Source organism: Nannocystis bainbridge (genome assembly GCF_028368995.1).
GTDB lineage: Bacteria > Myxococcota_A > Polyangia > Nannocystales > Nannocystaceae > Nannocystis > Nannocystis bainbridge.
Genome location: NZ_JAQNDL010000001.1, coordinates 3,946,312 through 3,970,270, shown reverse-complemented (window position 1 = coordinate 3,970,270; position 23,959 = coordinate 3,946,312). Strand labels below are relative to the sequence as shown.

General features: G+C 71.0%; 20 protein-coding genes. 8 read left to right on the top strand and 12 right to left on the bottom strand.

Annotated features, from left to right (window positions below):
* Window positions 1-18: 18 nt before the first annotated feature.
* Window positions 19-918, top strand: coding sequence for a hypothetical protein (locus POL25_RS15485; RefSeq protein ID WP_272086787.1), 900 nt, complete (start codon window positions 19-21; stop codon window positions 916-918).
* A gap of 159 nt (window positions 919-1,077) precedes the next feature.
* On the opposite strand, the gene POL25_RS44335 is transcribed toward POL25_RS15485, so the two are convergent.
* Both POL25_RS44335 and POL25_RS15475 read right to left on the bottom strand, forming a co-directional pair.
* A complete protein-coding gene (locus POL25_RS44335; RefSeq protein ID WP_272086786.1) occupies window positions 1,078-2,280 on the bottom strand; it encodes a peptide-N-glycosidase F-related protein in 1,203 nt (400 codons plus the stop codon).
* A 276-nt stretch (window positions 2,281-2,556) separates the two neighbouring features.
* Complete coding sequence (locus POL25_RS15475; protein ID WP_272086785.1) at window positions 2,557-4,134, bottom strand: GMC oxidoreductase; 1,578 nt, start codon at window positions 4,132-4,134, stop codon at window positions 2,557-2,559.
* 328 nt (window positions 4,135-4,462) lie between these two features.
* On the opposite strand from POL25_RS15475, the gene POL25_RS15470 reads away from it, so the two are divergent.
* Window positions 4,463-4,852, top strand: a complete 390-nt coding sequence (locus POL25_RS15470) for a TraR/DksA family transcriptional regulator (RefSeq protein WP_272086784.1) — start codon at window positions 4,463-4,465, stop codon at window positions 4,850-4,852.
* Window positions 4,853-4,968: 116 nt separating this feature from the next.
* Window positions 4,969-5,772, top strand: coding sequence for a hypothetical protein (locus tag POL25_RS15465; protein ID WP_272086783.1), 804 nt, complete (start codon window positions 4,969-4,971; stop codon window positions 5,770-5,772).
* Window positions 5,773-5,817: 45 nt separating this feature from the next.
* Here the strand turns inward: POL25_RS15465 and POL25_RS15460 are convergent, their stop codons facing one another.
* From POL25_RS15460 to POL25_RS15440, 5 genes are all read right to left on the bottom strand, one after another.
* Window positions 5,818-7,632: an ABC transporter ATP-binding protein gene (locus POL25_RS15460; protein WP_272086782.1), complete on the bottom strand. Its 1,815-nt coding sequence runs from the start codon at window positions 7,630-7,632 to the stop codon at window positions 5,818-5,820.
* 118 nt (window positions 7,633-7,750) lie between these two features.
* A complete protein-coding gene (locus POL25_RS15455) occupies window positions 7,751-8,173 on the bottom strand; it encodes a hypothetical protein (RefSeq protein ID WP_272086781.1) in 423 nt (140 codons plus the stop codon).
* A 40-nt stretch (window positions 8,174-8,213) separates the two neighbouring features.
* The gene (locus tag POL25_RS15450) at window positions 8,214-9,242 is read right to left on the bottom strand and encodes an NAD-dependent epimerase/dehydratase family protein (protein WP_272086780.1); all 1,029 of its coding nucleotides are present in this window, start codon (window positions 9,240-9,242) and stop codon (window positions 8,214-8,216) included.
* A 36-nt stretch (window positions 9,243-9,278) separates the two neighbouring features.
* Window positions 9,279-10,256 (bottom strand): hypothetical protein, encoded by a 978-nt coding sequence (locus POL25_RS15445; protein ID WP_272086779.1) that lies wholly within the window; start codon window positions 10,254-10,256, stop codon window positions 9,279-9,281.
* Between the two features lie 298 nt (window positions 10,257-10,554).
* A complete protein-coding gene (locus POL25_RS15440) occupies window positions 10,555-11,496 on the bottom strand; it encodes a hypothetical protein (RefSeq protein ID WP_272086778.1) in 942 nt (313 codons plus the stop codon).
* Window positions 11,497-11,598: 102 nt separating this feature from the next.
* Between POL25_RS15440 and POL25_RS15435 the strand changes: the two genes are divergently transcribed.
* On the top strand, window positions 11,599-12,273 hold the full coding sequence (locus POL25_RS15435) for a DUF938 domain-containing protein (RefSeq protein WP_373372093.1): 675 nt from the start codon (window positions 11,599-11,601) through the stop codon (window positions 12,271-12,273).
* Window positions 12,274-12,364: 91 nt separating this feature from the next.
* Window positions 12,365-13,393 carry a DUF72 domain-containing protein gene (locus POL25_RS15430; protein WP_272086776.1) on the top strand — a complete coding sequence of 343 codons (1,029 nt, stop codon included), beginning with the start codon at window positions 12,365-12,367 and terminating at the stop codon, window positions 13,391-13,393.
* Between the two features lie 186 nt (window positions 13,394-13,579).
* Here the strand turns inward: POL25_RS15430 and POL25_RS15425 are convergent, their stop codons facing one another.
* Window positions 13,580-15,034 (bottom strand): TolC family protein, encoded by a 1,455-nt coding sequence (locus tag POL25_RS15425; protein WP_272086775.1) that lies wholly within the window; start codon window positions 15,032-15,034, stop codon window positions 13,580-13,582.
* A gap of 290 nt (window positions 15,035-15,324) precedes the next feature.
* Between POL25_RS15425 and POL25_RS15420 the strand changes: the two genes are divergently transcribed.
* On the top strand, window positions 15,325-16,521 hold the full coding sequence (locus tag POL25_RS15420) for an efflux RND transporter periplasmic adaptor subunit (RefSeq protein ID WP_272086774.1): 1,197 nt from the start codon (window positions 15,325-15,327) through the stop codon (window positions 16,519-16,521).
* Window positions 16,522-16,545: 24 nt separating this feature from the next.
* A complete protein-coding gene (locus POL25_RS15415) occupies window positions 16,546-19,659 on the top strand; it encodes an efflux RND transporter permease subunit (protein WP_272086773.1) in 3,114 nt (1,037 codons plus the stop codon).
* Window positions 19,660-19,818: 159 nt separating this feature from the next.
* On the opposite strand, the gene POL25_RS15410 is transcribed toward POL25_RS15415, so the two are convergent.
* The gene (locus POL25_RS15410; RefSeq protein WP_272086772.1) at window positions 19,819-20,688 is read right to left on the bottom strand and encodes an SDR family oxidoreductase; all 870 of its coding nucleotides are present in this window, start codon (window positions 20,686-20,688) and stop codon (window positions 19,819-19,821) included.
* 193 nt (window positions 20,689-20,881) lie between these two features.
* On the opposite strand from POL25_RS15410, the gene POL25_RS15405 reads away from it, so the two are divergent.
* A complete protein-coding gene (locus tag POL25_RS15405; protein WP_272086771.1) occupies window positions 20,882-21,373 on the top strand; it encodes a hypothetical protein in 492 nt (163 codons plus the stop codon).
* Window positions 21,374-21,703: 330 nt separating this feature from the next.
* Here the strand turns inward: POL25_RS15405 and POL25_RS15400 are convergent, their stop codons facing one another.
* From POL25_RS15400 to pepE, 3 genes are all read right to left on the bottom strand, one after another.
* Window positions 21,704-22,396 carry a hypothetical protein gene (locus POL25_RS15400; protein WP_272086770.1) on the bottom strand — a complete coding sequence of 231 codons (693 nt, stop codon included), beginning with the start codon at window positions 22,394-22,396 and terminating at the stop codon, window positions 21,704-21,706.
* A 212-nt stretch (window positions 22,397-22,608) separates the two neighbouring features.
* A complete protein-coding gene (locus tag POL25_RS15395) occupies window positions 22,609-23,193 on the bottom strand; it encodes a hypothetical protein (protein ID WP_272086769.1) in 585 nt (194 codons plus the stop codon).
* A gap of 28 nt (window positions 23,194-23,221) precedes the next feature.
* Complete coding sequence (pepE, locus tag POL25_RS15390) at window positions 23,222-23,926, bottom strand: dipeptidase PepE (protein ID WP_272086768.1); 705 nt, start codon at window positions 23,924-23,926, stop codon at window positions 23,222-23,224.
* Between the last annotated feature and the right edge of the window lie 33 nt (window positions 23,927-23,959).

Genomic DNA, 23,959 nt, shown 5'->3' with positions numbered 1-23,959 from the left:
CCGCCCCATAGACCGGTCATGGCCAGGTTTCCGCAGCGCCTCCCGCGGGAGCGGCCGCGACCCGTGCGAGCGGTGGAGCGCAGCCGGATCCGTGCCCGGGCTCGCGCCGCGGTCGCGGTCGAGACGGCGCTCATGCGGCGGTGGTTCGGCGCCGCCGAATTCGACGAGCGCGAGCGCAGCATCGCCAGCGTCGCCGCCGAGCAGGAGATCCCCGCCTACGCGGCGCAGCTCGAGGAGGAGTACCGCTACGACGGCGTGTGGGCGCTGCGCTGCCCCGGCTTCCTGCGCATCGGCGAGGTCGCGGCGCTGCCCGACCGCGCGCTGCTGGCCTGGCTCGATCGGCTCAGCGGGCTGCGCCTGCCGCGGACCCTGGCGATCCTCGACGAGGCGCCCGAGTTCGCGTCGGCGTGGCAGCTGGCGTTGCGCGTGTACATGACGCAGACCCTCGCCGAGGCCGACCAGGACCTGCTCGGCCTGCTCGCCGTCGAGGTGTGGAAGCGCCGCCGGCCCGAGCGACCCTGCCTCGAGGTCCTGCTCGACGAGGAGTTCGCGGCCCACGTCGCCTGTCTGGCCGACGCCGGGCGCAACCTCGGCCGCTACGTCGCGTTCGTCCGCCGCGTGTTCCCGCTGCTGCAGGGCGACAACTTCGACGACGCGACCCTCGGGGGCGACAGCGCCAGCCACCTGGTGCTGTGCGTGGCCCGCCTGGCCAAGCTGTCCCTACGTGCCGCTTGCGCCGCGCCGGCGCAGGCAGAGGGCGGCATGGCCGAGGCGCTGCGCTGGTACGACCGCCTGCCCGTCCGCCGCGGCGACCTCCGCGGCCCGTTCGCGCGGATCCTCGCCGAGGGCCTCGAGGCGCTCGGCCGCGGCGACGAGGCGGCCCGCCTGCGCCGCCGGGCAGAGCCGCCGTTCACGTGATGTCCGAGCGGACATGCTCTCAAGGATATGCCCGATCGATAATGTTCGATGAGACATGTCGAATGAGGCATGTTCTTCGGGACATGCTGGGCACGCACGAGACTTGATTGACTCGCCACGCGTCGGAGCGCCGCGCCCACGGCCCCATCGCTCGCGCGCTCACGGCCCGTAAGCGTAGATCGCCGCCGACACCGTCCAGCTGCCGCCCTCCTTGACCTTGTCGATGGCGAACTGGAACTCGTGGTCCGGGCCGGCGCCGAGGGCCGAGGTGACGGGGCCGCGCAGCGGGGCGACGAGGTCGCCGGGGCACCAGTTGGCGCGCGCGGCCTGGACCGAGGCGATCGCGCCGCACGGGTTCTCGGCGCAGAACTTGGCCGGGCCGACGCCGAGCGCATTGTCGGTGATCGTGCACAGCTCGCCGCAGTCGGTGCGCCAGGCCTCGAACGAGGTGACGACGGCGCCGTCGAGGCTGATGTGGTGCTTGCGCTTGCAGAACTCCTCGGCGGGGCCGATGCAGCCGCCGCTGTTGTCGGTCGCGCCGCCGTGGCCGCTGACGGTGTAGACGAGCTCGGCCTTCTTGAAGCCCGCGGGCAGGCTGAACGGCACCGTGGTGGTCGCGCCGTCGACCCCGACGTCGCCGGCGAACAGCGAGACGGCCGCGAGCACCTCGCGCGGGGCCGGGCCGGGCTGGCCCTCGATGCGCACGCTGAGGTGCCAGCCGCCGGCCGAGCCGCTGACCTTGCCGGCGCCGTCAGGCCAGGTGTTGATGTACGAGCGCAGCACGTGCTCGCCAGGGTGGGCGTTGGCGTAGTCGGTGATGTCGGCCTCGAGGTGAGCGGGGCCGCCAAACGGGGTGATCGAGCGCAGCAGCTCGAAGCCGGGCGGGTCGCCCGGGTCGCCGCCCGGGTCGCTGATGAAGCCCATGGTCCGGTCGAACGCGTCGCACGAGGCCGGCCACGACTGCCCCGGCGGCGGCGGGCTGGCCTGCCAATTTTCCCACGGATAACAGTCGGTGCCGAGATCGACGATCAGCGTGACCTTTGAAAAGGGGGCTGCGCCGAGGTCGAAGGCGATGTCCTGGTGCTGGGTGGTCCAACCGTCGGTGCCGGTGATCCAGGCATTGTCGAGCACCTGAATGCTGAACGGCTCGCGGTCGACAGGCGCGCCGGTGGTGGTGCCAGTCGGCGCGTCGGTGGTCGGCGCGGTGGTGCCAGTCGAGGCGTCAAGGGTCGCCGCGGTGGTGGTGGACGTGGTCGTCGTGGTGGCCGGCTCGCCGGTCGAGGCGGTGGTCTCACCGCCGCTCGCGGGACAGGCAGCGAGGATCGAGAGACATGCACCAAGGGACAGGTTTCGCGCGGCCACCGACATGCGCTCGCAGTAGACCGAGCCGGCCAGGTCGGCGCAAGCGACCGGGGACCACGAGCCCCGCAGAACGCCGCCCCGACGCGAGTGAGCGAAGCCCCGGAAGCCGCGTGCGCGGGACATCACCCGAGCGGTCGCTCGAGAGGCCCGGACGAGGTCGCCCACGTGTCGGAGATCCTGGGACCTCTGGGCGGAGGATGTGGATGTCCCGAGGGACAGGTCCCTCGCGGGGTCAGGCGGCGCGGCCGAGAGAAGCTGTCCCGAAGGACAGGCGGGTCAGGCCGAGGCGGCGACCTCGACGTTGGCGGGGATCCGGCTCATGGCCCGCTCGGCGAGGGCGGTGATCGTGAGCGAGGGGTTGACGCCAGGGTTGGCCGAGACGGCCGAGCCGTCGATGACGTAGAGGCCGTCGTAACCAAAGGCGCGGTGCTGATGGTCGATGACGCCGGTCTCGGCCGAGTCGCCCATGGTGCAGCCGCCGAGGATGTGGGCGGTGGTCGGAATATTGAACAGGGTCTCGGTGACGAGCGACATCGAGTAGCCCTGGATCTTGTCGGCGACGCGACGGGCGATGTCGGTGGCCTCGGGGATCGATGCGGTGGGCGGCTTGCCGGAGGAGAGGTCGGTGGCGAGGCCGGTGGCGCCGAGGCGGAGGCGCAAGGTGCCCTCGGCGGTCTTCATGTAGAGGAGGATGATCGAGTACTTGGCGAGGTCGGGGACCATCAAGGCGCGGGCGAACTTGATCGGGTGGCGGAGGAAGGCGCCGGCGAACCGCGACAGGCGGACCAGGGCCTTCTCGCCGGCGACGTGCGGGGCGAGCAGCAGGCGCCAGAAGCCGGAGCCGGCGGAGTAGCGCACGGGCTCGACGTGCGAGTGCTCGTCGAGCTGGATGATCGAGCCGATGGCGACGCCGCGCGAGAGGTCGTGCTGACGCTGGGCGCCGACGATGCCGATGAGCGACTCGGAGTTGGTGCGCACGTTCTCGCCGAGGCGGTCGGACAACTTGGGCAGGCCGTCGGGGTCCTGCTTCATGCGCAGCAGCAGGTCGACGGTGCCGAGCACGCCGCCGGCGAGCACGACGTTGCGGGCGGTGAAGCTGCGGGCCTGGCGGCCGAGCAGGCCGGTGCCGCTGCGCGCCTCGACGCGATAACCACCGCCCGGCAGGGCGCGCACGGCGGTGACCTCGGTGTCGGCCTGCAGCTCGAGGCCGCGCTTGCGCGCGAAGAAGAGGTAGTTCTTGTCGAGGGTGTTCTTGCTGCCGAAGCGACAGCCGAGCATGCAGCCGCCGCAGTAAATGCAGCCGGTCCGCTCGGGGCCGCTGCCGCCGAAGTACGGGTCGGCCACGGTCTTGCCCGGCTCGCCGAAATAGACCGCGACATGGGTCGGCTCGACGGTCTTGCCCATGTCGGCAGCGACGCCCCGCATGACCCGGTCGACCGGGGTGACCGCAGGGTTCGGCGCCGCGCCGAGCATCCGCAGCGCGGTCTCGTAGTGCGGCTTCAGCTCGTTCTCCCAGTCGGCGAGGCGAGCCCACGAGGGCGACTCGAAGAAGCTGTGCTTCGGGACAGGTAGCGTGTTGGCGTAGACCAGCGAGCCGCCGCCGACGCCGACGCCCGAGAGCACGGTGACGTGGCGGAAGAAGGTCATCTGAAACAGGCCGCGCCAGCCGAGCTTCGGCATCCACAGCCACCGCTTGAGGTTCCAGTTGGTCTTCGGAAACTCGGCCGGCCCGAGCTCGCCGCCCTTCTCGAGCATGAGGACGCGGTAGCCCTTCTCGGTCAGCCGGAGGCCGGAGACGCTGCCGCCGAAGCCGGAGCCGACGACGATGAAGTCGTAGTCGAAGTCGGAAGTCACGAGATCGGGTGTATCACGGCCGGCGCGGCGCTGGCGACGAGCCGGCCGGCGGCGGCGTCGCAGGCCGGCGAACGGTGAATCTCCGGAGCGCGTCGGGGATCGCGTCCTACGCAGTCGGCGTGCGATCCTCGTCGGGTGATGGGCCGCCGGAGCCACCGTCACCGCGCGTCAGACCGGCGATGCGCCGGCGAACCGCCGTACGCGGCCACAGCAGGCCGCCAGGCGTCGGCGATCCGGACCGCCCGCGGTCGAGTTCGCCGGCGAGGCAGCCCCGCGGCACCGCGAGCGCTGCGCCCCCGCGCGATTGGTACTACGCTGTCGCCCAGCGATGGACCACCTCACCAAAGAACAGCTCGCCGATCTGAAGCAGCGCCTCGACGCCGAGCGCTCGTCCCTGCTCCGCCGGGAGATCGAGCACCGCGCCGACACCACCGACCCACTCACGCCCGACGTCGGCGACCAACAAGATCACGCCGCCAACGAGGCGGCCCAGGTGGCCCAGCTCAGCATCGCCGACCACGACCGCTCGCGCCTGCGCGAGGTCGAGGACGCGCTGGCCCGCATGCAGGCCGGGACGTACGGGATCTGCGAAGACACGGAGGAGGAGATCCCGTTCGAGCGCCTGTCCGCGCAGCCGACGGCGCGGCTGACGGTGGAGGCGCAGGAGATCCGCGAACGCGAGGCGCGTGAGCGGGCGGAGCTCCGCGAGGCGTATTGAGGGACAGGCGCCGCCGGCCGTGATGCTGCAGCGCCTCCCACAAGGGCTGCGGCCCAGGCCCGGCGAGCGCCGGGATACGGTGGCGGACCTGATTGCGTTATGGTGAGCGCGGCCTGATGTCGCGCTCGCAAGACCTGTCGAAGCTGTTGGCAAAGACGCTTTCGGTCGAGGAGATGCGCCAATTGTCGCGCGAGCTGCCCGACGGGCATGTACTCAAGCTCAATATTCTCGAAGGCAATTTGACTCGCTCGAGCTTCGCCTCCGACCTGGTCGAGGTGCTGGTTCGGCACAAAATGCTCGACTCGGCGCTGTTCGAGCGGTGGGTGGAGAGAGTGCCGGGCCAGCGCGAGGCCATCGAGGATGTCGCGCGTGCGTGGGACATCACGCTGCCGCTCACGGTCGTCAATCACTCCCGCGTGCCGCGGGGACGGCGAGGCAAGATGCTCGGGGTCGGCGGTGCGCTGGTGTTGCTGGTCGTCGGCATCGGCTCGTCGTTCGTCCAACGCGGGTCCGAGCGCGTCTGCTTCGCGGGGCGGGATGGGGTGCCCGAGCTCGCCCATGCGGCCTGTGCGACGTATCTCGACACCATTCGCGCTTACAACGAACGCGATCTCGCCCGCTACCACGCGGGCTTCGCTGCGCCGATGGAGTGCTTCTACGATCACACGAACGCGGAGATCGGGCAGCGGCGCTCCGAGCTGCGCGGCAGCCTCGACGTCGCACCCGCGAGCGTGTCGTTCTTGCGGGTGGAGGGCGCGGATCGGGTCGTCCTCTGCGACCTCGGCGTCTACGACCGCGGCGACGGCAAGGGCCGCAAGCCGCACAACAAGGTCATCGTCATGACGCAGCGCGGCGGCGAGTGGAAGATCGCGGTGGAGACGTCGCGCGAGGCCGCGAAGTGCTATCAATCGCCGTGCTGATCATTGCGCGGCCGTGAACCCGCGCGACCGCGAGGAGCGTCGCTCTCAGCGGTAGCCCTGCGCCTGCAGCGAGAACAGGCGCTCGTAGCGGCCGCCTTGCTGCATCAGCGACGCGTGGTCGCCGTCCTCGAGGATCCGGCCGTCGTGGAGCACGAGGATGTGGTCGGCCGCGCGCACCGTCGAGAAGCGGTGGGAGATCAGGATGACCATGCGGTCTTTTGAAAGATTGCGGACGTGCTCGAACACCTGGGCCTCGGCCTCGGCGTCCATCGCGGCGGTCGGCTCGTCGAGGACCAGCACGTCGGCGCCGCTGCGCATGAAGGCGCGCGACAGGGCGATCTTCTGCCACTGACCGCCCGACAGCTCGCGGCCTTCTTTAAAAAGTCGGCCGAGCTGGGTCTCGTACTGCTTCGGCATGCCCTTGATGAATTCTTCGGACATGCCTTTTTGCGCGGACGCCTGCCAGCGCGCGCGATCTTCGAACGCGGTGACGTCGCCGGCGCCGATGTTCTCGCCGACCTTGAGCTGGTAGCGGGCGAAGTCCTGGAAGATCACCCCCACGCGGCGGCGCAGCGCCGTCGCGTCCCACTCGCGGAGGTCGCGGCCGTCGAGGGAGATGTGGCCGGCCGTCGGGTCATAGAGGCGCGTCAGGAGTTTAATCAGGGTGGTCTTGCCGCTGCCGTTCTCGCCGACCAGCGCCAGGCTCTGGCCGGGGCGGATGTGAAAGCTGACGTCGTGCAGCGTCGGCGCGGGCGCGCCCGGGTAGGTGAAGCCGACGTGGTCGAAGCGGATGCCGTCGCTCGGATCGGGGCCGGAGGTCGCGGTGCCCGAGGGCGCGGCGACGTCCTGCGAAAGGTATTCGTAGAGGGTCGAGAGGTAGAGGTTGTCCTCGTACATGCCGCCGATCGCCCCGAGGATCGCCGAGACCGCGGTCTGACCCTGGCGGAACAGCAACAGGTACATCGTCATCTCGCCGAGCGAGATTTCGCCGGCTACCGCGGCGATGGCGATCCACATGTACGCGCCATAAAAAGCGCCGGTGGCGAGCAGGCCGAGCGCGCCGCTCCACAGGCCGCGGCGCAGCGTCAGCTTGCGGTCCTCGGCGTAGAGGTCGCGGAAGATCTGCCGATAGCGGCGGAGGAACAGCGGACCGAGTCCGTAGAGCTTGACCTCCTTGGCGTAATCGAGGGTGCTGATCGCCGTCTCGTAATAATATTGCATGCGCGTCTCGGGGGCGCGCCAGCGGAACAGGCGGAAGGCGTCGCCCGAGAACTTGGCCTCGGCGAGGAACGAGGGCAGCCCGGCGAGCGCGAGGATCAGCGCGGCCCACGGCGAGAAGCCGAACAGCAGGGCGGCGAAGCTGGTCAGCGAGATGGCGTTCTGGACCAGCGCGAAGGTGCGGCCGACGAGGCTCAGCGGGCGGCTCGAGGCCTCGCGGCGGGCGCGGGTCAGCTTGTCGTAGAAGTCGGCGTCCTCGAAGTGGGTGAGGTCGAGCGTCAGCGCCTTTTCGAGGATCATGACGTTGACGCGCTGGCCGAGCTGGGTGCGCAGCAGCGAGTGACAGACGGCGATCGCTCGCTGGGCGAAGGCGAGCAGGACGACCAGCAGCGCCTCGACGGCGACGAGCCGCAGCACCGGCGACGGATCGTGGCTGACCTGGGCGGCGTGCACGACGGCGTCGACGATGAGCTGGCCGACGTAGGCCGCGGCAGCGGGCAGCAGGCCGACGACGAGGGTGAGCGCGGCGAGGGCGACGGTCAGCGACTTGCTGGTCGACCACACCAGCCCCAGCGCGCGGCGGCCGTAACGGAACACGCCGAGGAAGCGGCGCAGGCCTGGTTCTTCGGGCGGAGCGGCCACGTCGAGCAGTGTGGCCGAAAGCTGCGCCGATCTGACGCTTCACCGCGGGCTCGGGAGCTCGAGAGCGACGAGCTCGGCAGCGAACGAGGCGGAAGCGCGGGGCGTGATGCGCCCGCTGTCAGTGGAGGATCTCGGCGGTCTGCAGGCGAGCGGGCTCGGCCGGTGATTTTCGCTCGGGCTCACCGGGCTCATGAGCGTCGTCGTCGATCGGCCGGGGCCAGGCGTCGACCGGCAGCAGCTCCGCCGATCGCAGGAGCGGCGGCGGGGCCTCGAGGTCGGGCACGATCGGCACCGACGGCAGGAATTCGGCGGTCTGCAGGCGCATGACCTCGTGCCGGGCCTCTGCCTCGAGCCGGATCGTCTCGGCCCGGTCGACGGCGAGGTGATGGCTGCCGAGGTCCTGAGACTCGAGCAGTACCACCATGGCGACGCCGACGAGGCCGGTGATGGCGATGACCGCGAGGATGACCCGGGTGAGTTGCAGGCCGGTGCGACGCGCGTGGTCACGGGCCAGGGACGCGGGCGGGCCGTAGATCGACACGAGGCCCACACGCTAGCGGAGGTCGAGGCGCGCGCCCAGCTCAGGCGGCGGCGATGCCCTGGGCGCGAAAATACTCGACGGTGCGGCGGATGCCCTCGAGCATCGAGACCTGGGGCTTGTAGCCGAGGTCGGCGGCCGCGCGCGCGCAGTCGAAGTAGTGGTGGGTGCAGATGTAGCGGATCGAGAACCGCGACAGGCCCTCCTCGGCGTGCAGGGTGCCGCCGCGGACGATGGTGTCGAAGGTCTCGCGGGCGGCAGCGGCGGCGTAGGCGACGGCGTAGGGGATGCGGAACCGCGGGGTCGGGTAGCCGAGGCCGACGAGGACGCGGCGCACGAAGTCCCAGAAGTTCATCGGCTCGCCGTTGGTGATGAAGTAGGCGCGACCGCCGACCGGTGAGCCGGGCACCAGGCGCTCGTCGGCGGCCAGCAGGGCGTCGACGATGTTGGTGACATAGGTGAAGTCGTTGAGGCGGTCGCCGCCGCCGACGGTGAACTTGAGGTTGCCGGCCCTGGCGCGGGCGAGGATCGCCGGCAGCAGGCGGGTGTCGCCGGGCCCGAAGATCATGTGCGGGCGGATGGCGCAGGTGAGCAGGCCGCCCTGACCGTTGGCGTTCAGGACCTCCTCCTCGGCGATCCGCTTGGTCTCGGCGTAGGGCGCGAGCCACTCGCGGGCGTAGGGCAGGTTCTCGTCGCCGCGCTCGATGTCGCGCCCCTCGTAGACGACGCTGGCGGAGCTGACGTAGACGAGCTTCGGCACCTGTCCCTTGCGACAGGCTTCGAGGACGTTGCGGGTGCCGTCGATGTTGACGGCGCGGACCTGCTCGACGCGGCTGTGCTTGGTGTGGACCAGCGAGGCGTTGTGGAACACGACGTCCTGGCCGGCGCAGGCGCGGGCGACGACCTCGGGGTCGCAGATGTCGCCGGCGATGAACTGGACGTCGTCGCGCCAGCGATCGACCTTGTGGTCGAGGACGGTGACCTTGTCACCGCGGCGGACGAGGGCGTCGACGAGGAAGCGGCCGAGGAAGCCGCAGCCGCCGGTGACGAGAGACTTGCGAGGCTCGGACATGCGAGGCGCGGACTTTAGCGAGCCAGGGCCGGCCGCTCAAGGGCAGATGCGCAAGCCCACCGTACCCTCGAGCTCCACATTCACGACGCACGGGTCCGCGTCGAACTCGATGCCCTCCAGGCCGCAACACGGCTTGCGCTTGTTGAACAGCTTGAACAGCTCGCCGTCCTTGTAGTAAGGGCAACTGGCGCCCCTCGGGGTGCAGCAGCCGTTGTCGGGGCCGCCGTCCTCGGGCTCGAGGAAGCTCTCACAGGTGGCGCTGCATGCGTAGGTGCACGCGATCATGAGGCCGCCGGCGTCGCAGCGGTCCTGACAGAACGCGCTCAGCGCTTGCAGATCGGGCGCCACCCCGGCGTCGCAGACTTCGGGCGCGAAGTCGTGCCTCCCGGCGTCGTCGAGGTGGAGGTCGTACTTGTCGATGACGGCGAGGCTCTCGAGGCGCGCGTTGCCGCAGTAGGTGCAGTCGGAGCGGTCCCATGTGCAGTCGGCGGTGCACTGGGTCGAGGTGCCGTCGCCGTAGGCGCGGTAGGTCGGGGCGGGGAGGTCGACGCATTCGACGCTGAGCGGGGCGCCCTTGTCGGTGAGGTCGTCGGGCCGACCCCAGTCGCACTCCTCGAGGTCGAGGTCGACGACGCCGTCGCCGCAGGTGCGCGGGCAGCTCGAGACGTCGATGGTGCAGTCGCTGCGGCAGCGGGCCAGGCCTGCGAGCGGACATGCCGGTTGGGACATGTCCCTTGGGTCACATGCCTCGCCGGGATCGAGCAGGCCGTTGCCGCAGCGGGTGCAGGCGTCGCGGTCGAAGGTGCAGGTCTCGCGGTCGCACGCGCCCGGGCCGGGGACCTCGTCGGCGCCGCAGAAGCCGAGCATGCCGGCGACCAGCGAGGGCTCGCAGTCCTCACCGGCGAGCTTGTCGATGAAACCGTCGCCGCAGTCGCGCACCGGGTCGAGCGGGACGACGCAGCCCACCCCGGCAGCGACGGCAGCAGCGACGAGCAGCGCGTACGGCGGGCGCATCGACTTCAAGGTAGCACACGCGGCAAACCGGCCGCGTGCGCCGCAGAGCCCGGCCAGGGCCGAGGCGGCGGTCAGGCGCTCGCGCCCGGTCACCAGGCCATGAGGCCGCGGAACCGGGGAGGGCGCACGCGGGCCGTTCGCTGCGCTGCCGGAGGCGCGAGATCGCCGCTCTGGAGCGAGGCTTCGCGCCGCGCGCGCGAGGCGACACGAGGCATGCCAGGCGGCCATACGGCGCCCGAGCTCGCTGCCCGCTCCGCGCCGGTGGTCGCCGGGTTCAGCGGCGGCGTGCCCTCTGCGATCAGCGGCACGTGTAGATGAGGTTTGGGAAGCCGGTCGGCTCGCAGGGATTCTCGTCCGGATGGGTGAGCTTGCGGCAGCAGTGGCTGCGGCCGGGCATCAGTTCGCCGGTCTGCGGGTCGTAGGGGCAGGTCTCTTTGCGGGCGGTGCAGCAGCCGAGCTCTTCGGTCGGCACGCCCACGTTCTCGAACTCCAGACAGTCGGTGGCGCAGGAGAACTGGCACTCGACGCGGTAGCTGCTGCCGCAGGCCGACTGGCAATGAGCCACCAGGGCCTCGGGGTCGGCGTGCTGGTTGTCGCAGACCTCGGGCGGCGGCTGGATGGTCTGCTCGAAGTCGACGTAGAGGCCGTCGACCTCGTCGCCCTCGAGCTTGTCGTTCTGGCAGTAGGAGCAGCGCGAGCGGTCCCACTCGCACTTGCTGGTGCAGCGGGTCGACTCGCCCGAGCCGTAGCGGCGGGAGATGCCGCCCGGCGAGTCGAGCTCCGCGCAGGCGATCGTCAGGGCCAGGTCGTCGAGGTCGAGGGCGAAGTCGCATTCCTCGTCGACGTCGAGCACGCCGTTGCCGCAGGCCGAGCAGGCCGAGCGGTCGACGGTGCAGTTGTCGCGGCAGGTCGCTACCCCTTCTCCGGGACATGTCGGTTCGGACATGTCCTCGGGGTCACACTCCTCGCCGGGGTCGAGCACGCCGTTGCCGCAGGCGAGGCAGCCGCTGGCGGCGAAGCGGCAGGTCTTGGGGTCGCAGGCGGCCGGGCTGGCGACGCGGTCGAGCTCGGCGCAGCGGTCGGCGTAGCTGTCGGGCAGGGACGGCTCGCAGTCCTCCTGGGCGAGCACGTCGATGAAGCCGTCGCCGCAGTCGGCCGGCGGGTCGAGCTCGACCAGGCAGCCCGAGACGACGCCGATCGTCGCCGCGAGCAGCACCAGGAGCCGGGAGCCGGGCCTCATCGTCGAGGACCATAGCATGCCGCCTCGCGCCCAGCGCCGAACCGCGCTCCGGTCCCCGACTCACGCTCCGCGTACGCGAACGCGGGCCAGTGAAGCTCGCAAATCGGCAAAGCCACGAGGCTGGCAACTCAGGCTACGATCGCGGTGATGCAGCCTCACGATCCACCGCCTCCGCAGCAGTCTCAAGTGCGCTCGTCACCGGCGGCGCTCCGCAATCGCGGGGCGATCGCAGAGGTGTTGGCACGGGTCCTGCCTGCGGAGGGTCGCGTGCTCGAAATCGCCAGCGGCACCGGAGAGCACGCGGTGAGCTTCGCGGCCGCGTTCCCTGGGGTCTCGTGGCAACCGACCGACGTCGACCCCGGGGCGCTGGCGTCGATCGCCGCGCGCGTCATCAGCGAGGGGACCCCCAACCTGCGCGCGCCGCTGCGGCTCGACGTCGGCGCGTGGCCGTGGCCCGTCGAGGCGGCCGAGGCGATCGTGTGCATCAACATGATCCACATCGCCCCGTGGTCCGCCTGCGAGGCGCTGATGGCCGGGGCCGGGCGAGTGCTGCCTGCGGGCGGGCTGCTCTTCTTGTACGGGCCGTTCAAGCGCGGCGGCCAGCACACCGCGCCGAGCAACGCGGCCTTCGACGACGACCTGCGGGCCCGCGACCCGGCCTGGGGCGTGCGCGACGAGGCCGTCGTGCGCGCGGCGGCGGCGACCCACGGGTTGCAGGCGACCGAGCTGGTGGCGATGCCGGCCAACAATTTCTCACTGGTGTTCCGCCGGGGCTGAGAGCCGCCGGTCCCGAGGGACATGCCCTTTGGGGCAGGTCGGCTGCGCTTGCGCGGGCGGGCAGCTGGGGCTATCCTGCGCAAAAGCGCGCATGGCTCCTCAGCTCGACCTCTTCGCCGATCCCTCGCAGGACCCGACCCCCGGCGGCCTCGGCCGTGGCGGCGGCAACAAGAAGACGCCGCTGCCGATCTTGCCGGCCGCGGCCCCGGCCGAGCTGGAGGCGCTGGCCGAGCGGCTGCCGAAGAACCTGCACTTCGGGACATCTTCGTGGGCCTACCCGGGCTGGTCGGGGCTCGTTTACGACCTGCCGCACAGCCAGCAGCGGCTCGCCCGCGAGGGTCTGGCCGCGTACGCGCGCCACCCGCTGATGCGCGCGGTGGGCATCGACCGCTCGTACTACGCGCCGCCGCGGACCGACGAGTACGCGGCCTACGCGGCGGCGGTGCCGGCCGAGTTCCGCTTCCTGGTCAAGGCCCACGAGGCCTGCACGACGGCGGTGTGGCCGAGGCACCAGCGCTACGGCAAGGTCCGCGGCCAGCCCAACGAGCGCTTCCTCGACCCGGTGTACGCCAGCGAATTCGTGGTCGCGCCGGCGGTCGAGGGCCTCGGCGAGACGCTGGGGCCGCTGCTGTTCCAGTTCGCGCCGCAGGACTTCGGGGCGCTCGGCGGGCCGCGCTGGCTGGTCGACCGCCTGCGCTATTTCCTCGACGGGCTGCCCCGCGGGCCGCTCTACGCGATCGAGCTGCGCAACCGCGAGCTGATGACCGGCGCCTACGCCGCCGCGCTGGCCGAGTTCGGCGCGTGCCACTGCATCAACGTCTACCCGAGCATGCCGCCGGCCCGGACCCAGCGGTCGCGCGTCAACCAGGGCCAGGCGCCGGCGCTGGTGTGCCGCTGGATGCTGCACCCGAGCATGAACTACGAGCGCGCCGAGGCCCGCTACGACCCATTCGACCACCTGGTCGACGAGGACCCCGGCAACCGCGATGAGCTGGCCCGCGTGTGCGTCGAGGCCGACCTCGACCTGCCGGTCTACGTGATCGTCAACAACAAGGCCGAGGGCTCGTCGCCGCGGACGATCGCCAGGCTGGCCCAGCGCATCGCCGAGCTGCGCGGTTAGCTGTCCGCGAGGACAGGTCCCGCGGGGGAGATCTCCCTGCCTGTCCCGAGGGACAGGTCAACGGACGAGGTGAAGTCCAGAGACTGTCCCGTGGGACAGGTCAGTGGACCAGGCGAAGTCCAGCGACTGTCTCGAGGGACAGGTCAGCGGAACAGGCGAAGTCCATCGACTGTCCCGAGGGACAGGTCAGCGGAGGGTCGCGGGCGGGGCGCTCGAGCGAGTCGGGCCGGGCGAGACGAGGGTGCTCACCTCCGAGCCGATGATCGTCTCGAGCGTGTACATGGCGTCGAAGTAGGTGCCGTAGGCGTCGAGCGCCTCGGTCTGGATCCGCAAGAAATTCTCGCGGGCGACGAACACCTCGATGATGTCGACCTCGCCGAGCTCGAAGGCCCGCTGCAGCAGCTGCAGGTTCTCCTCGAAGCGCGGCACGACCTCGCGCGAGTAGGTGCGCACGCGCTCGGCCGCGGTGTTGATGGCGTCGACCGCCCGGCGGGCGTTCATCGCCAGCTGGTAGCGCGTGACCTCGAGCTCGGTGTTGGCGACGCTCAGCTCGGCTCGGGTCTGGGCCCGCGCCAGCTGGTTGCGTTTGAAGAATGGCAGCGGGATCGTGATCATGCCGAGCACGATCCGCGAGGCCGGCATGTTCTCCATCAGGCCCGGCTCGCGCTCGCGGCCGACGTAGACGCCGACCCACGGCTCGGGCAGGCGGTCGCGCTTGGCCGACTTGGCGCGGGCCTCGCCGAGCTCGACCTGCGCCTCCCGGGTCTTGAGCGCGGGGTGCTCTTTCTGCACGTTGGCGATCAGGTCCTCGGGGTCGCGGACCTTGATCGGGTCGCCGAGCTCGCCGGCCGGGGCGATGAGCTGTCCCGAAGGCCAGCCGGCCATCTCGGCCAGGTGGATGCACGCCAGGCGGAAGTTGAGGTCCGCGGCCAGCTTGCTCTGGCGGGCGCGCGCCAGCTCACCCTCGGCCACGCGCACGCGCAGGCGCGAGATCTCACCGGCCTGCTGGCGCCGGCTGGCGATGTCGAGGAGGCGCTCGGCGAACTGCTGCGTGCGCGAGGCGGTGCGGGCGCGCTCCTTGGCGATCAGCGCCGTGTTGTAGGCGTAGTGGACCTGCGCGTGGGTGGTCCAGCGGACCTGCGCCAGCTCCTTGTCGAGGAACTCGCGGTACTCGCGGCCCGCCTTGATGCGGAGGCTGCGTTCGCGGCCGATCTCGATCGGCTGCTGCAGCGTGGCCTGCAGCTCGAACTGCGTGTCGTCCGTGTACGCGGGGTTCATGCGCGCGCCCATGCCGAGGTACAGCTGCGGGTTGTCGATCAGCAGCGGCTTGGCGCCGGTGATCGCGGCGTCGCCGAGCTCGAGCCGCGTGCGCGCGGCGCGGACCGGCATCGCGTTCTCTTCGGCGTGCTTGAGGATGGCGTCGAGCGGCAGCACCTGGGCCCCGGCGACGACGGGTTCGGGGATCGACTGGCTCGGCTCGGGCGCCGGCGCGAGCAGCGGTGCCGGCGGGTCGCCGGTCTTGCGCGCGGGGGCGGGGGCGGGCGCGGCTCCGGCCGCGGGGGCGAGCGACGCTGCGGTCACGGCCACGGCCAGCGTGAACATCGACGAGGTCCGGACGAAGAAGGCTGTGCGTCGTGGCATGCGAATCGGAGTGCGGACGGGTTCGTCGCGCGCTGTCAAGCCCGCGGACTCTTACACGCGGGGTCTGGCGTTGCCAAGATCCTTGTTCGGCCCGAGAGTTTCGGCACGTGTGAAGTGCTTTGGGAGCGGGGGAATCCTTGACATGAAGGCTCCGTAATGTAAGCAATAGTGTTCGAAACACCATCCCAGGGCCCTTTTCGGGCGAGATTCGTCCTCGTCCCGCCGGGCCCTGCGCCACGTTCGGGCCCGGGTGTGGCGCGCGGATTCCAGGTCTCCCAGGACGTGTCGTGATGAGCAATTCCTCTGCCCCCGGTCGAGCCTCGCGCTGGCTGATCCTCCTCGACCACGCGCGACGCTGCTTCGTGCTCATGTTCGTGTTCGCGGTCGCCACGCCGCTCGGCTGCAACCATGGCGAGGCGGCCGAGGCCGACGCGGCGACCAAGCCGCCCGAGCTGCCGTACTTCGAGGACGGCGTGATCAAGCTGCCGGAGGTGTTCGCCGAGAAGGCGGCGCTGCAGAGCGGCACGGTCGAGATGATGGAGGTGTCGCCGGTGGTCCACGTGACCGGCGTGCTCGAGTTCGACGAGCTGCGCATCGCCGAGGTCGGCTCGCGCATCTCGGGGCGCGTCAAAGAGGTCAAGGTCATCGAGGGCACGAAGGTCGAGACCGGCGACGTCCTGGCGACGCTCGACAGCGCGGAGCTCGGCAAGGCCCAGGCCGAGATCTCGGCGGTGGTGGCCAAGGCGGAGCTGGCCGAGCGCGACAAGGAGCGCAAGCGGCGGCTGCTGCAAGAGGGCATCGCCTCGCAGCGCGCGGCCGACCTGGCCAGCGCCGAGGTGTCGGTCGCCAGCGCCGAGCTGCGCGCGGCCAAGCAGCGGGTCCAGGCGCTCGGCGGCGGGTCGTCGAGCAGCGCGTCGCTCGGGGTGATGTCGCTGACCTCGCCGATCGAGGGCGACGTGGTCCGCGTGCGAGTGTTCCGCGGCCAGGCGGTCGAGCCGAGCTACACGGCCTTCACGATCGCCGACCGCAGCACGCTGTGGGTGCGCCTCAGCGTGTTCGAGGGCGAGGTCATCAACATCCGCGTCGGTGACTCGGTCGAGATCTCGTCGCAGGTGACGCCCGACGAGGTGCTGACGGGCACCGTGACGTTCGTCAGCACGGTGCTCGACCCGGTGACCCGCAGCGCCGAGGTGCGCGTGGTGGTCCCGAACGAGGCCGGCAAGCTGCGCGTCGGCCAGGCGGTCAACGCGAGGATCCGGCCGGGCGCGGCGCGCAAGCAGGCGCTGGCGATCCCGCGCAAGGCGATGGTGCAGGTCGACGGCAAGCCGACCGTGTTCGTCGAGGTCGGGGAGCGCCAGGTCATGCCGCGCACCGTCGAGATCGGCGCGCAGGGGCCCGACCTGGTCGAGATCAAGAAGGGTCTCGAGCCGGGCGAGCGCATCATCACCGAGGGAGTGTTCGCCCTCAAGTCCGAGCTGTTCCGCTAGCCGCGCGCCCAGGAGACGATCCCCATGCTGGGCGCACTCATCGATATTTCCATTCGCCTGCGCTTCTTGATGGCGGGCCTGCTCGCCGCGTTGCTGGTGGCCGGCGCGATCGCGGCCAAGAGCCTGCCGATCGACGCGCTGCCCGACATCTCGACGATCCAGGTCACGGTCATCACCGAGGCCCCCGGCATGTCGGCCCTCGAGGTCGAGCGCAACGTCACCTTCCCGATGGAGAACGCCCTCAACGGCGTGCCCGGGCTCGACGAGCTGCGATCGATCTCCCGCGCCGACATCTCGTCGATCACGGTGGTCTTCCGCGACGGCACCGACCCGTGGTTCGCGCGCCAGCTGGTGTTCGAGCGCATGCTGCAGGCCAAAGGCGACCTGCCGGCGACGATCCAGACGCCGATCCTGGCCCCGCTGTCGACCGGCCTCGGCGAGATCTTCCAGTTCGTGGTCCGCTCGCCGGTCCACACGCGCAAGCAGCTGCGGACGATGCTCGAGTGGGAGATCGTGCCGCGCCTGCGCGGGGTGCCGGGGGTCATCGAGGTCAACTCGATCGGCGGCGACCTCAAGCAGTACCAGGTGATCGTGCAGCCCGACCGGCTGGCGGCCTACGGGCTGACGATCCGCGAGCTGTCCGAGACGCTGGTCGGCTCGAACGCGATCGTGTCCGGCGGCTACATCGACCGCACCGCCGAGAGCTTCACGCTGCGCGCGGTCGGCACGTTCACGAGCATCGAGGACATCGGCAACGTGGTCCTCAAGGTCTCGGAGGGCCAGCCGGTGCTGGTCCGCCACATCGCCGAGGTGCGCGACGGCTCGGCCCTGCGCCACGGCGTCGTCACCTTCAACGGCGAGGACGAGGCGGTCGCGGGCATCATCATGATGCTGCTGGGCTCGAACAGCCGCGACGTCATCTACGCGGTCAAGGACCGGGTGGCGGAGATCCAGGCCGACCTGCCGGCCGGCGTGGTCATCGAGGCGGTCTACGACCGCGCGAACTTCGTCGAGCGCACGCTGGCGACGGTGCTGAAGAACCTCGCCGAGGGCGCGGGGGTGGTGTTCATCGTCCTGGTGCTGTTCCTCGGCACGGTCCGCGGCGCGCTCGTGTGCGTGCTCGGCATCCCGGCGTCGATGTCGGTGGCGCTGTTCGGCATGCACTGGGTCGGGATCGCCGGTGACCTGATGTCGCTCGGCGCGATCGACTTCGGGTTCCTCGTGGACGGCCCGATCGTCGTGCTCGAGGCGCTGATCGCGACCTATGTCGGCCAGCAGATGTCCCGCGAGGAGCGGGCGCAGGCCTACACGAACAGCATCGGGGTGGTGATGCGACCGGTCGCGTTCGCGGTGGCCATCATCATGCTGGTGTACATCCCGCTGCTCAGCCTCGAAGGGGTCGAGGGCCGGCTGTTCAAGCCGATGGCGACGACGATGGCGTTCGCGCTGTTCGGCGCGCTGGTCTACTCGGTGGTGTTCCTGCCGGCGCTGCTGGCCCTGTTCGTGCCGCCGCTGAAGAAGGAGGGCGCGACCTGGCTCAACCCGATCGCGCGCGGCTACAAGCGGGCGGTGCCGCACGCGATCCGCCTGCGCTGGCCGCTGATCCTCGGGGCCGCCGCGGCGCTGCTGATCTCCGGCTACATCTTCAAGGAGAAGGGCGCCGACTTCGTGCCGCGCATCGACGAGGGCGACCTGGTGGTCAGCATCCGCCGGCCGCCGTCGATCAACCTCGAGGAGGCCAAGCGCCTCGACTATCAGACGCAGAAGATCCTGCTGCAGTACCCGGAGATCCAGAAGACGCTGACGATGACCGGCCGCGCCGAGGTGGCGATCGAGCCGGTCGGCAAGGACCGGACCGAGATCACGATCCCGCTGCTGCCGAAGGAGGAGTGGTCGACGGCGCACGACCTCGACGAGCTCAGCGTGATCCTCAAGAACGACATCGAGTCGCAGGTGCCCGGCACCTTCGTCGCGGTGTCGCAGCCGATCGAGGACCGCAACAACGAGATCATCACCGGCTCACGCGCCGACATCCAGATCGTGGTCGCCGGCAACGAGCTGCTCGAGCTCAAGAACATCGCCGACCAGATCGCCGACGCGATCCGGCCGATCGAAGGCACCGGCGACCTCCGCGTCGAGCAGGTGCTCGGCATGCCCGAGCTGACCGTGCGGCCGGACCGGGCCCGCCTGGCCCGCTACGGCGTCAGCATGCAGGACGCGCTGCTGGCGATCGAGACCGCGCGGGTCGGCAAGACCTTCGGCCTGGTCTACGAGGGCATCCGCCGGTTCGACGCGCGGCTGCTGATCCCGCCGCGCGCGCCGGTGCCGGAGGCGCTCGGCGACCTGTTCATCGAGACGATCGACGGCCACCGCGTGCCGCTGTCGGAGGTGGCGACGATCGAGGAGGCGGAGGGCCCGGCGCAGATCCGGCGCAAGAACCGGGTCCGCGTGGTCCGCGTCGAGGTCAACCTGCGCGGCCGCGACCTGCTGTCGTGGGTGACGGACGCGCAGGCGGCGGTCGACGAGAAGGTCCAGATCACGCCGGGCTACAAGATCGAGTGGTCGGGTCAGTTCGAGAACTTCGAGCGCGCGTCGAAGCGCCTCGCGGTGGTCGTGCCGATCTGCCTGATGCTGATCTTCGGCATGCTGCTCTGGAACTTCGGCGACATCCGCTACGCGACGGCGGTGTTCGCGATCGTGCCGTTCGCGCTGATCGGCGGGTTCGTCGGCCTCATCATCCGCGACATGGCGTTCAGCATCCCGGCGGCGGTCGGCTTCATCGCCCTCGCCGGCGTGGCGGTGCTCAACGGGGTGGTGATGGCGAACGACGTGCGCCACGCGATCGACGAGGGCCATCCGTTCGACAAGGCGCTGGTCAAGGGTGCCGTGCACACGATGCGCGCGGTGCTGACCACCGGCGCGGTCGCGGCGCTGGGCTTCCTGCCGATGGCCCTGGCCACCGGCGCCGGCTCCGAGGTGCAGCGTCCGCTGGCGACGACGGTGGTGTTCGGCATCGGCGCTTCGACGCTGATGACGATGTTCCTGCTGCCGGCGATCCTCAAGATGACGCTGCGCCGCGAGCAGCGGGTGACCCCCGAGGCCCACGTGGCACCGCGATCGGGCTCCGAGCGCTCCTGAGCCGCGAGGCCAGGTGCGACGAGACCGGACGAGCCCACACGGGCGCGTCCGGTCTCGCTGCTTTCGGGAGGTGGTCTTCGGGACCGGTGAGGGTGCGCGGCCTGGCCCGAAGGTCATGTCGCGGGCGACGACCGCGGCCCCGCGGGCCTGTCCCGAAGGTCAGGCGGCGGCCGACTTGTTGGTGCCGGTGAGCTGCTCGGAGACCTCCCACAGGCGGAGGGCGGCGGCGCGGTCGAGCGCGTAGCGGGTGGGGCGGCTCTGCTTCGATTTCTCGAAGTACTGGCCGCTGGTCTGCGCGAGCTCGGGGGCGGTGGCGGCGTAGATGGAGGTGCGGGCGCCCTGCTCCGGGGTGATCATGAAGCGCTGGGCCAGGCCGAAGAGGAAGCGATAGAGGCCGCGGGTGTCGCCGTCGGCGCCGAAGCCGGACGCGACCACGCCGGGGTGGACGGCGTTGACGGTGACGCCGGTGCCGCGCAGGCGCTCCGCGAGCTCGAGGGTGAACAGCAGGTTGGCAAGCTTGGAGCGGCAGTAGACGGGCAGGCCGCGGTACTTGCGGCGGGACTGCAGATCGTCGAAGTCGAGGCCGCGGGCCGCGCGGTGGGCACCCGACGCGAGCACCACGATCCGCGAGGGCGCGCTCGCCTTGAGGCGGTCGAGCAGCAGGTGCGTGAGCAGGAAGTGACCGAGGTGATTGACGCCGAAGGTGGTCTCGAAGCCGTCGACCGTCTCGCTGCGGTCGGACTGCACGAGGCCGGCGTTGTTGATGAGCACGTCGAGGCGCGGGTGCGTGGCCAGGTACTCGGCGGCGAACCGGCGCACGTCCGCCAGCGAGGCGAGGTCGAGGCGCAGGAGCTCGACGGCGCCCGAACCGCTCAGCCGTTTGATGTCGGCGACCGCCGCTTCGCCCTTGGCCGGGTCGCGCGAGGTGATCGTCACGGCCGCGCCCATGCGCGCCAGCTCGACCGCGGTGGCCTTGCCGATCCCGGTGTTGCCGCCCGTGATCAGCACGTGTTTGCCTTGCATCGTCATGGCGCGGACCCATAGCAGAGCGGTCCAGACGGCGCCACGGGGGCCCAAGGCCCCGCGCGTGGTCGCCCCTCGGCCGGCAGATCCGCTACAACAGGAGGGTCATGTCCGCGTCGTCCCCTCCCGCCGTCCGCCCGCTCCGCCGCGGGGTTGCCCCCGACATGGTTTTTAAGACAGGTGGCGCGCGAGGTCGGCGATGAACGCGATCGAGGACGAGCTGCAGGCCGACGGCGAGGCGCTGCTGCGCCGGCGCGAGGCGATCGAGCGCAGCATCTCCCGCGACTTTCGCGGGTCGCGGGCGGCCGTGCTGGTGCAGGTGGCCCAGGTCGAGCGCGAGCGCGAACGCCTGCGCGCGGAGCTGCAGCGGCTGGTCCGCGAGGTCGACGAGGCCGACCCCCAGGACAGTTACGAGGACGAGGACGAGGCGGGCGCGGCCGACGGGTTCTACGCGGCGCGCGAGCGGCTGGCGGCGCGCGACCGCGAGCTGGTCCACCGCGGGGAGGCGCTCCAGCGCCGCGCGGCGGAGCTCCGCAAGGCGCCGGCGCCGGCGAAGCTGACCGAGCTCGAGCGCGAACGCGACCAGCTCGAGTCGCACCTCCGCCAGTGGCGCGGCCGCTGCCGCAGGGCCGGGCTCATGCTCGACCTGCCGCGCTGGGGCGAGTTCGCCGGCGCCGCCGCGGAGGACTGATCGGGCATGCCCGATCGGGCATGTTTTGAGAGACATTGTCGATTGGACATGTTGCATGGGACATGTCCTTGCGTGCGGCCGCGGCGTCTCTGAAGCGCGGCTCTGGACGATGAGAGAGCGCGGGACTTCCGGCAAGGTCGGCGGGCTCGCGCTCAGCGGCGGGAGGTTGGTCGGTCTCGGGCGCTCGAGCTCAGCGGGAGCTCGGGCGGTCTCGGGCGCTCGAGCCCAGCGGCGGGAGCCCGGTCGGTCTCGGGCGCTCGAGCTCAGCGGGAGCTCGGGCGGTCTCGGGCGGGCTCGAGCCGAGCGGCGGGAGCCGGCCGGTCTCGGTGCTCAGCGGCGGCGGCGGAGGCGGGGGATGAAGAGGAGGGCGAGGGTGAGGCCGAGCAGGTCGGGCCCGCCCGTGCCGCTGTTGCAGGCGCAGCCCTTTTCACCGTCGGCCGAGTCGCCGCCGGACGCGGAAGCGCCGTCGCCGGTGGTGCTGCCGGTCGAGTCGGCGCCAGTGGGGTCGTCGGTCGAGGAGCCGGTCGGCGCGGCTTCGGTCTCTCCGGTCGCGCCGTCGGTGGTGTCAGTGTCGGTGGCGGCGGCCTCGACGACCTCGACGGAGATGACGTCGATCTCGCTGGCGCCGCCGGGGCCCTCGCCGATGGCGTACAGCATGTACAGGGCCGGGGGCAGGGAGATCTCGAGCATGCAGGGCGAGGGCCCGGCCGGGCAGGCGTCCTCGCGCACGGTGGTCCACGGGCCGTCGCCGCCCTCGCGGGCGCGCGCGTCGAGCTTGATGTCGGCGCCGTCGAGGGTCTCGAACTCGATGATCAACTGAATGGTGGCGTCCGGCGTGCCGCTGAACACGTCGCCCGAGGTGGGCTGGACGATGGTGATGAGCTGCGGCGGCTCACCGCTGGTCTCCGGGAAGGTGTCGCTGTCGGACTCGCCGGTGGTGACGGGGATCGACGCCGCGGCAGGGGCCGTGAATCCGAGCAGCGCGAGAAGGAGAACCGAGATGCGCGAGCCGAGCGAAGCCATGCCCCGGTGTTAGCAATCGGCCAGCAGGGCGGTCAACCGCGACAGGGCTGTCGCGCTCACGACCGGGCTGTCGGCGTCACGGTCGCGAGGTTGTGGTTTGTAACCGTGTTCTTCGAGCGGCGGGGTGCTGCGCGCGTGGGCGTCCATGAGCGGCGGTATGCATGGACATGATTTTTTGCACATGTCTCATGGGGCATGTCCTTGAAAACATATCAATCGAGCGCCAGCAGCACGTCGAAGGCGCCCGCGCCGCGGGGTGGGGCGAGCGGGCCGGTGAACCAGGCGGTCACTGCCACGTGCACGCCGTGAGGAGCGGGGCTGAGGTGGGCGCCGAGGGCCCGGGCGGCGTGGCGGTAGGCGCTGCGCAGGACCGAGGGCGGCTGGATCGGAAAGCTGGCGAGGAGGGCCCCGGTCTCGGGGTCGCGCAGCTGGAGCTGCAGCGCGGGGGGGTCGTCGCCGGACGTGCGCGGGGCGACCGGGGCGGCGGGGATCAGCAGGTAGCCGCCGTGCAGGACGGGGTCGCCGACCGGGCGGGCGCACAGGGACCACAACAGGCGACCGTCGCGGGTGAGGCGGTGGATCTTGTGGTGATGGGCGGCGCCGGTGCGGGTGTGCTCGCCCTCGGTGAAGAGCAGCACGAGGTCGTCGCCGAGCGCCCGGACGATCCCGCGCGGGTGCAGCGACTCCAGGCCCTCGGTGGCGTCGATGCGCAGCGACCAGCGGGGGGCGTCGCCGAGGCGCTCGACGGTGACGAAGCGTGGTCCGGCGAACTCGACGCGGTAGTGCACGGCGGACATCGCGAAATTTTTAAAGAGGTCGCGCCGGTCAGGCGAGCAGATCGCTCAGGTCGGCGCCTGGTGGCACCTCCGTGGGCTTCTGATCGCGGCGGAAGATCCGGGCGCCGGTGACGCCGAGCAGGCTGAGCCGCGGACCCTCGCGCCGCAGCAGCGAGCCCTCGCGCAGGCCCACCACCGGCTGCGGGTTCTCCTCGTGGAACTGCTCGATCCGCTTCTCGCGGGTCTCGCCCATGTGCGTCGACCCGGGTTCCGGATCGAGGTAGTGCGGGTTGAGGTTGAACGGCACGAGGGCGAGGGCGCGGAAGCTCGGCGGTTCGACGATCGGCATGTCGTTGGTGGTGCCGATCGTCAGGCCGGCGATGTTCGAGCCGGCCGAGGAGCCGATGTACGGCATGTCCGAAAGGACACGTTCGCGCAGGGGCGCGAGCACGTCGAGCGCATAGAGCTGGCGCAGCAGCCGGAAGGTGTTGCCGCCGCCGGTGAACACGGCCTGGGCGGTCTGCACGGCGGCGCGTGGGTCGGCGGCCTCGTGCAGGCTGTCGAGCTGGTAGCCGAACTCGGCGAAGCGGGCCCGCGCCTGGGCGGCGTAGGCGTCGCGGTCGTGCAGCGCGAACGGGATGAACAGGACGCGCGTGACGCCGCGGCCGAGGAACTGCCCGATCTGCTCGGCGCAGTGATCGAGGTAGCCGGAGCCGTGGAGCGTGGAGTTGCTGACGAGCAGGAGGCGAGTCATGGCGGCGCGTCGAGGATAGCGCGACGGCGCGGG

What these genes read in the sequence shown, in the direction of transcription:
- pepE (WP_272086768.1), bottom strand. Translation starts at nt 23,926, where the DNA reads ATGACTCGCCTCCTGCTCGTCAGCAACTCCACGCTCCACGGCTCCGGC.
- POL25_RS15440 (WP_272086778.1), bottom strand. Translation starts at nt 11,496, where the DNA reads ATGAGGCCCGGCTCCCGGCTCCTGGTGCTGCTCGCGGCGACGATCGGC.
- POL25_RS15465 (WP_272086783.1), top strand. Translation starts at nt 4,969, where the DNA reads ATGTCGCGCTCGCAAGACCTGTCGAAGCTGTTGGCAAAGACGCTTTCG.
- POL25_RS15450 (WP_272086780.1), bottom strand. Translation starts at nt 9,242, where the DNA reads ATGTCCGAGCCTCGCAAGTCTCTCGTCACCGGCGGCTGCGGCTTCCTC.
- POL25_RS15470 (WP_272086784.1), top strand. Translation starts at nt 4,463, where the DNA reads ATGGACCACCTCACCAAAGAACAGCTCGCCGATCTGAAGCAGCGCCTC.
- POL25_RS15410 (WP_272086772.1), bottom strand. Translation starts at nt 20,688, where the DNA reads ATGACGATGCAAGGCAAACACGTGCTGATCACGGGCGGCAACACCGGG.
- POL25_RS15400 (WP_272086770.1), bottom strand. Translation starts at nt 22,396, where the DNA reads ATGGCTTCGCTCGGCTCGCGCATCTCGGTTCTCCTTCTCGCGCTGCTC.
- POL25_RS15405 (WP_272086771.1), top strand. Translation starts at nt 20,882, where the DNA reads ATGAACGCGATCGAGGACGAGCTGCAGGCCGACGGCGAGGCGCTGCTG.
- POL25_RS15425 (WP_272086775.1), bottom strand. Translation starts at nt 15,034, where the DNA reads ATGCCACGACGCACAGCCTTCTTCGTCCGGACCTCGTCGATGTTCACG.
- POL25_RS15420 (WP_272086774.1), top strand. Translation starts at nt 15,325, where the DNA reads ATGAGCAATTCCTCTGCCCCCGGTCGAGCCTCGCGCTGGCTGATCCTC.
- POL25_RS15445 (WP_272086779.1), bottom strand. Translation starts at nt 10,256, where the DNA reads ATGCGCCCGCCGTACGCGCTGCTCGTCGCTGCTGCCGTCGCTGCCGGG.
- POL25_RS15485 (WP_272086787.1), top strand. Translation starts at nt 19, where the DNA reads ATGGCCAGGTTTCCGCAGCGCCTCCCGCGGGAGCGGCCGCGACCCGTG.
- POL25_RS15430 (WP_272086776.1), top strand. Translation starts at nt 12,365, where the DNA reads ATGGCTCCTCAGCTCGACCTCTTCGCCGATCCCTCGCAGGACCCGACC.
- POL25_RS15395 (WP_272086769.1), bottom strand. Translation starts at nt 23,193, where the DNA reads ATGTCCGCCGTGCACTACCGCGTCGAGTTCGCCGGACCACGCTTCGTC.
- POL25_RS15415 (WP_272086773.1), top strand. Translation starts at nt 16,546, where the DNA reads ATGCTGGGCGCACTCATCGATATTTCCATTCGCCTGCGCTTCTTGATG.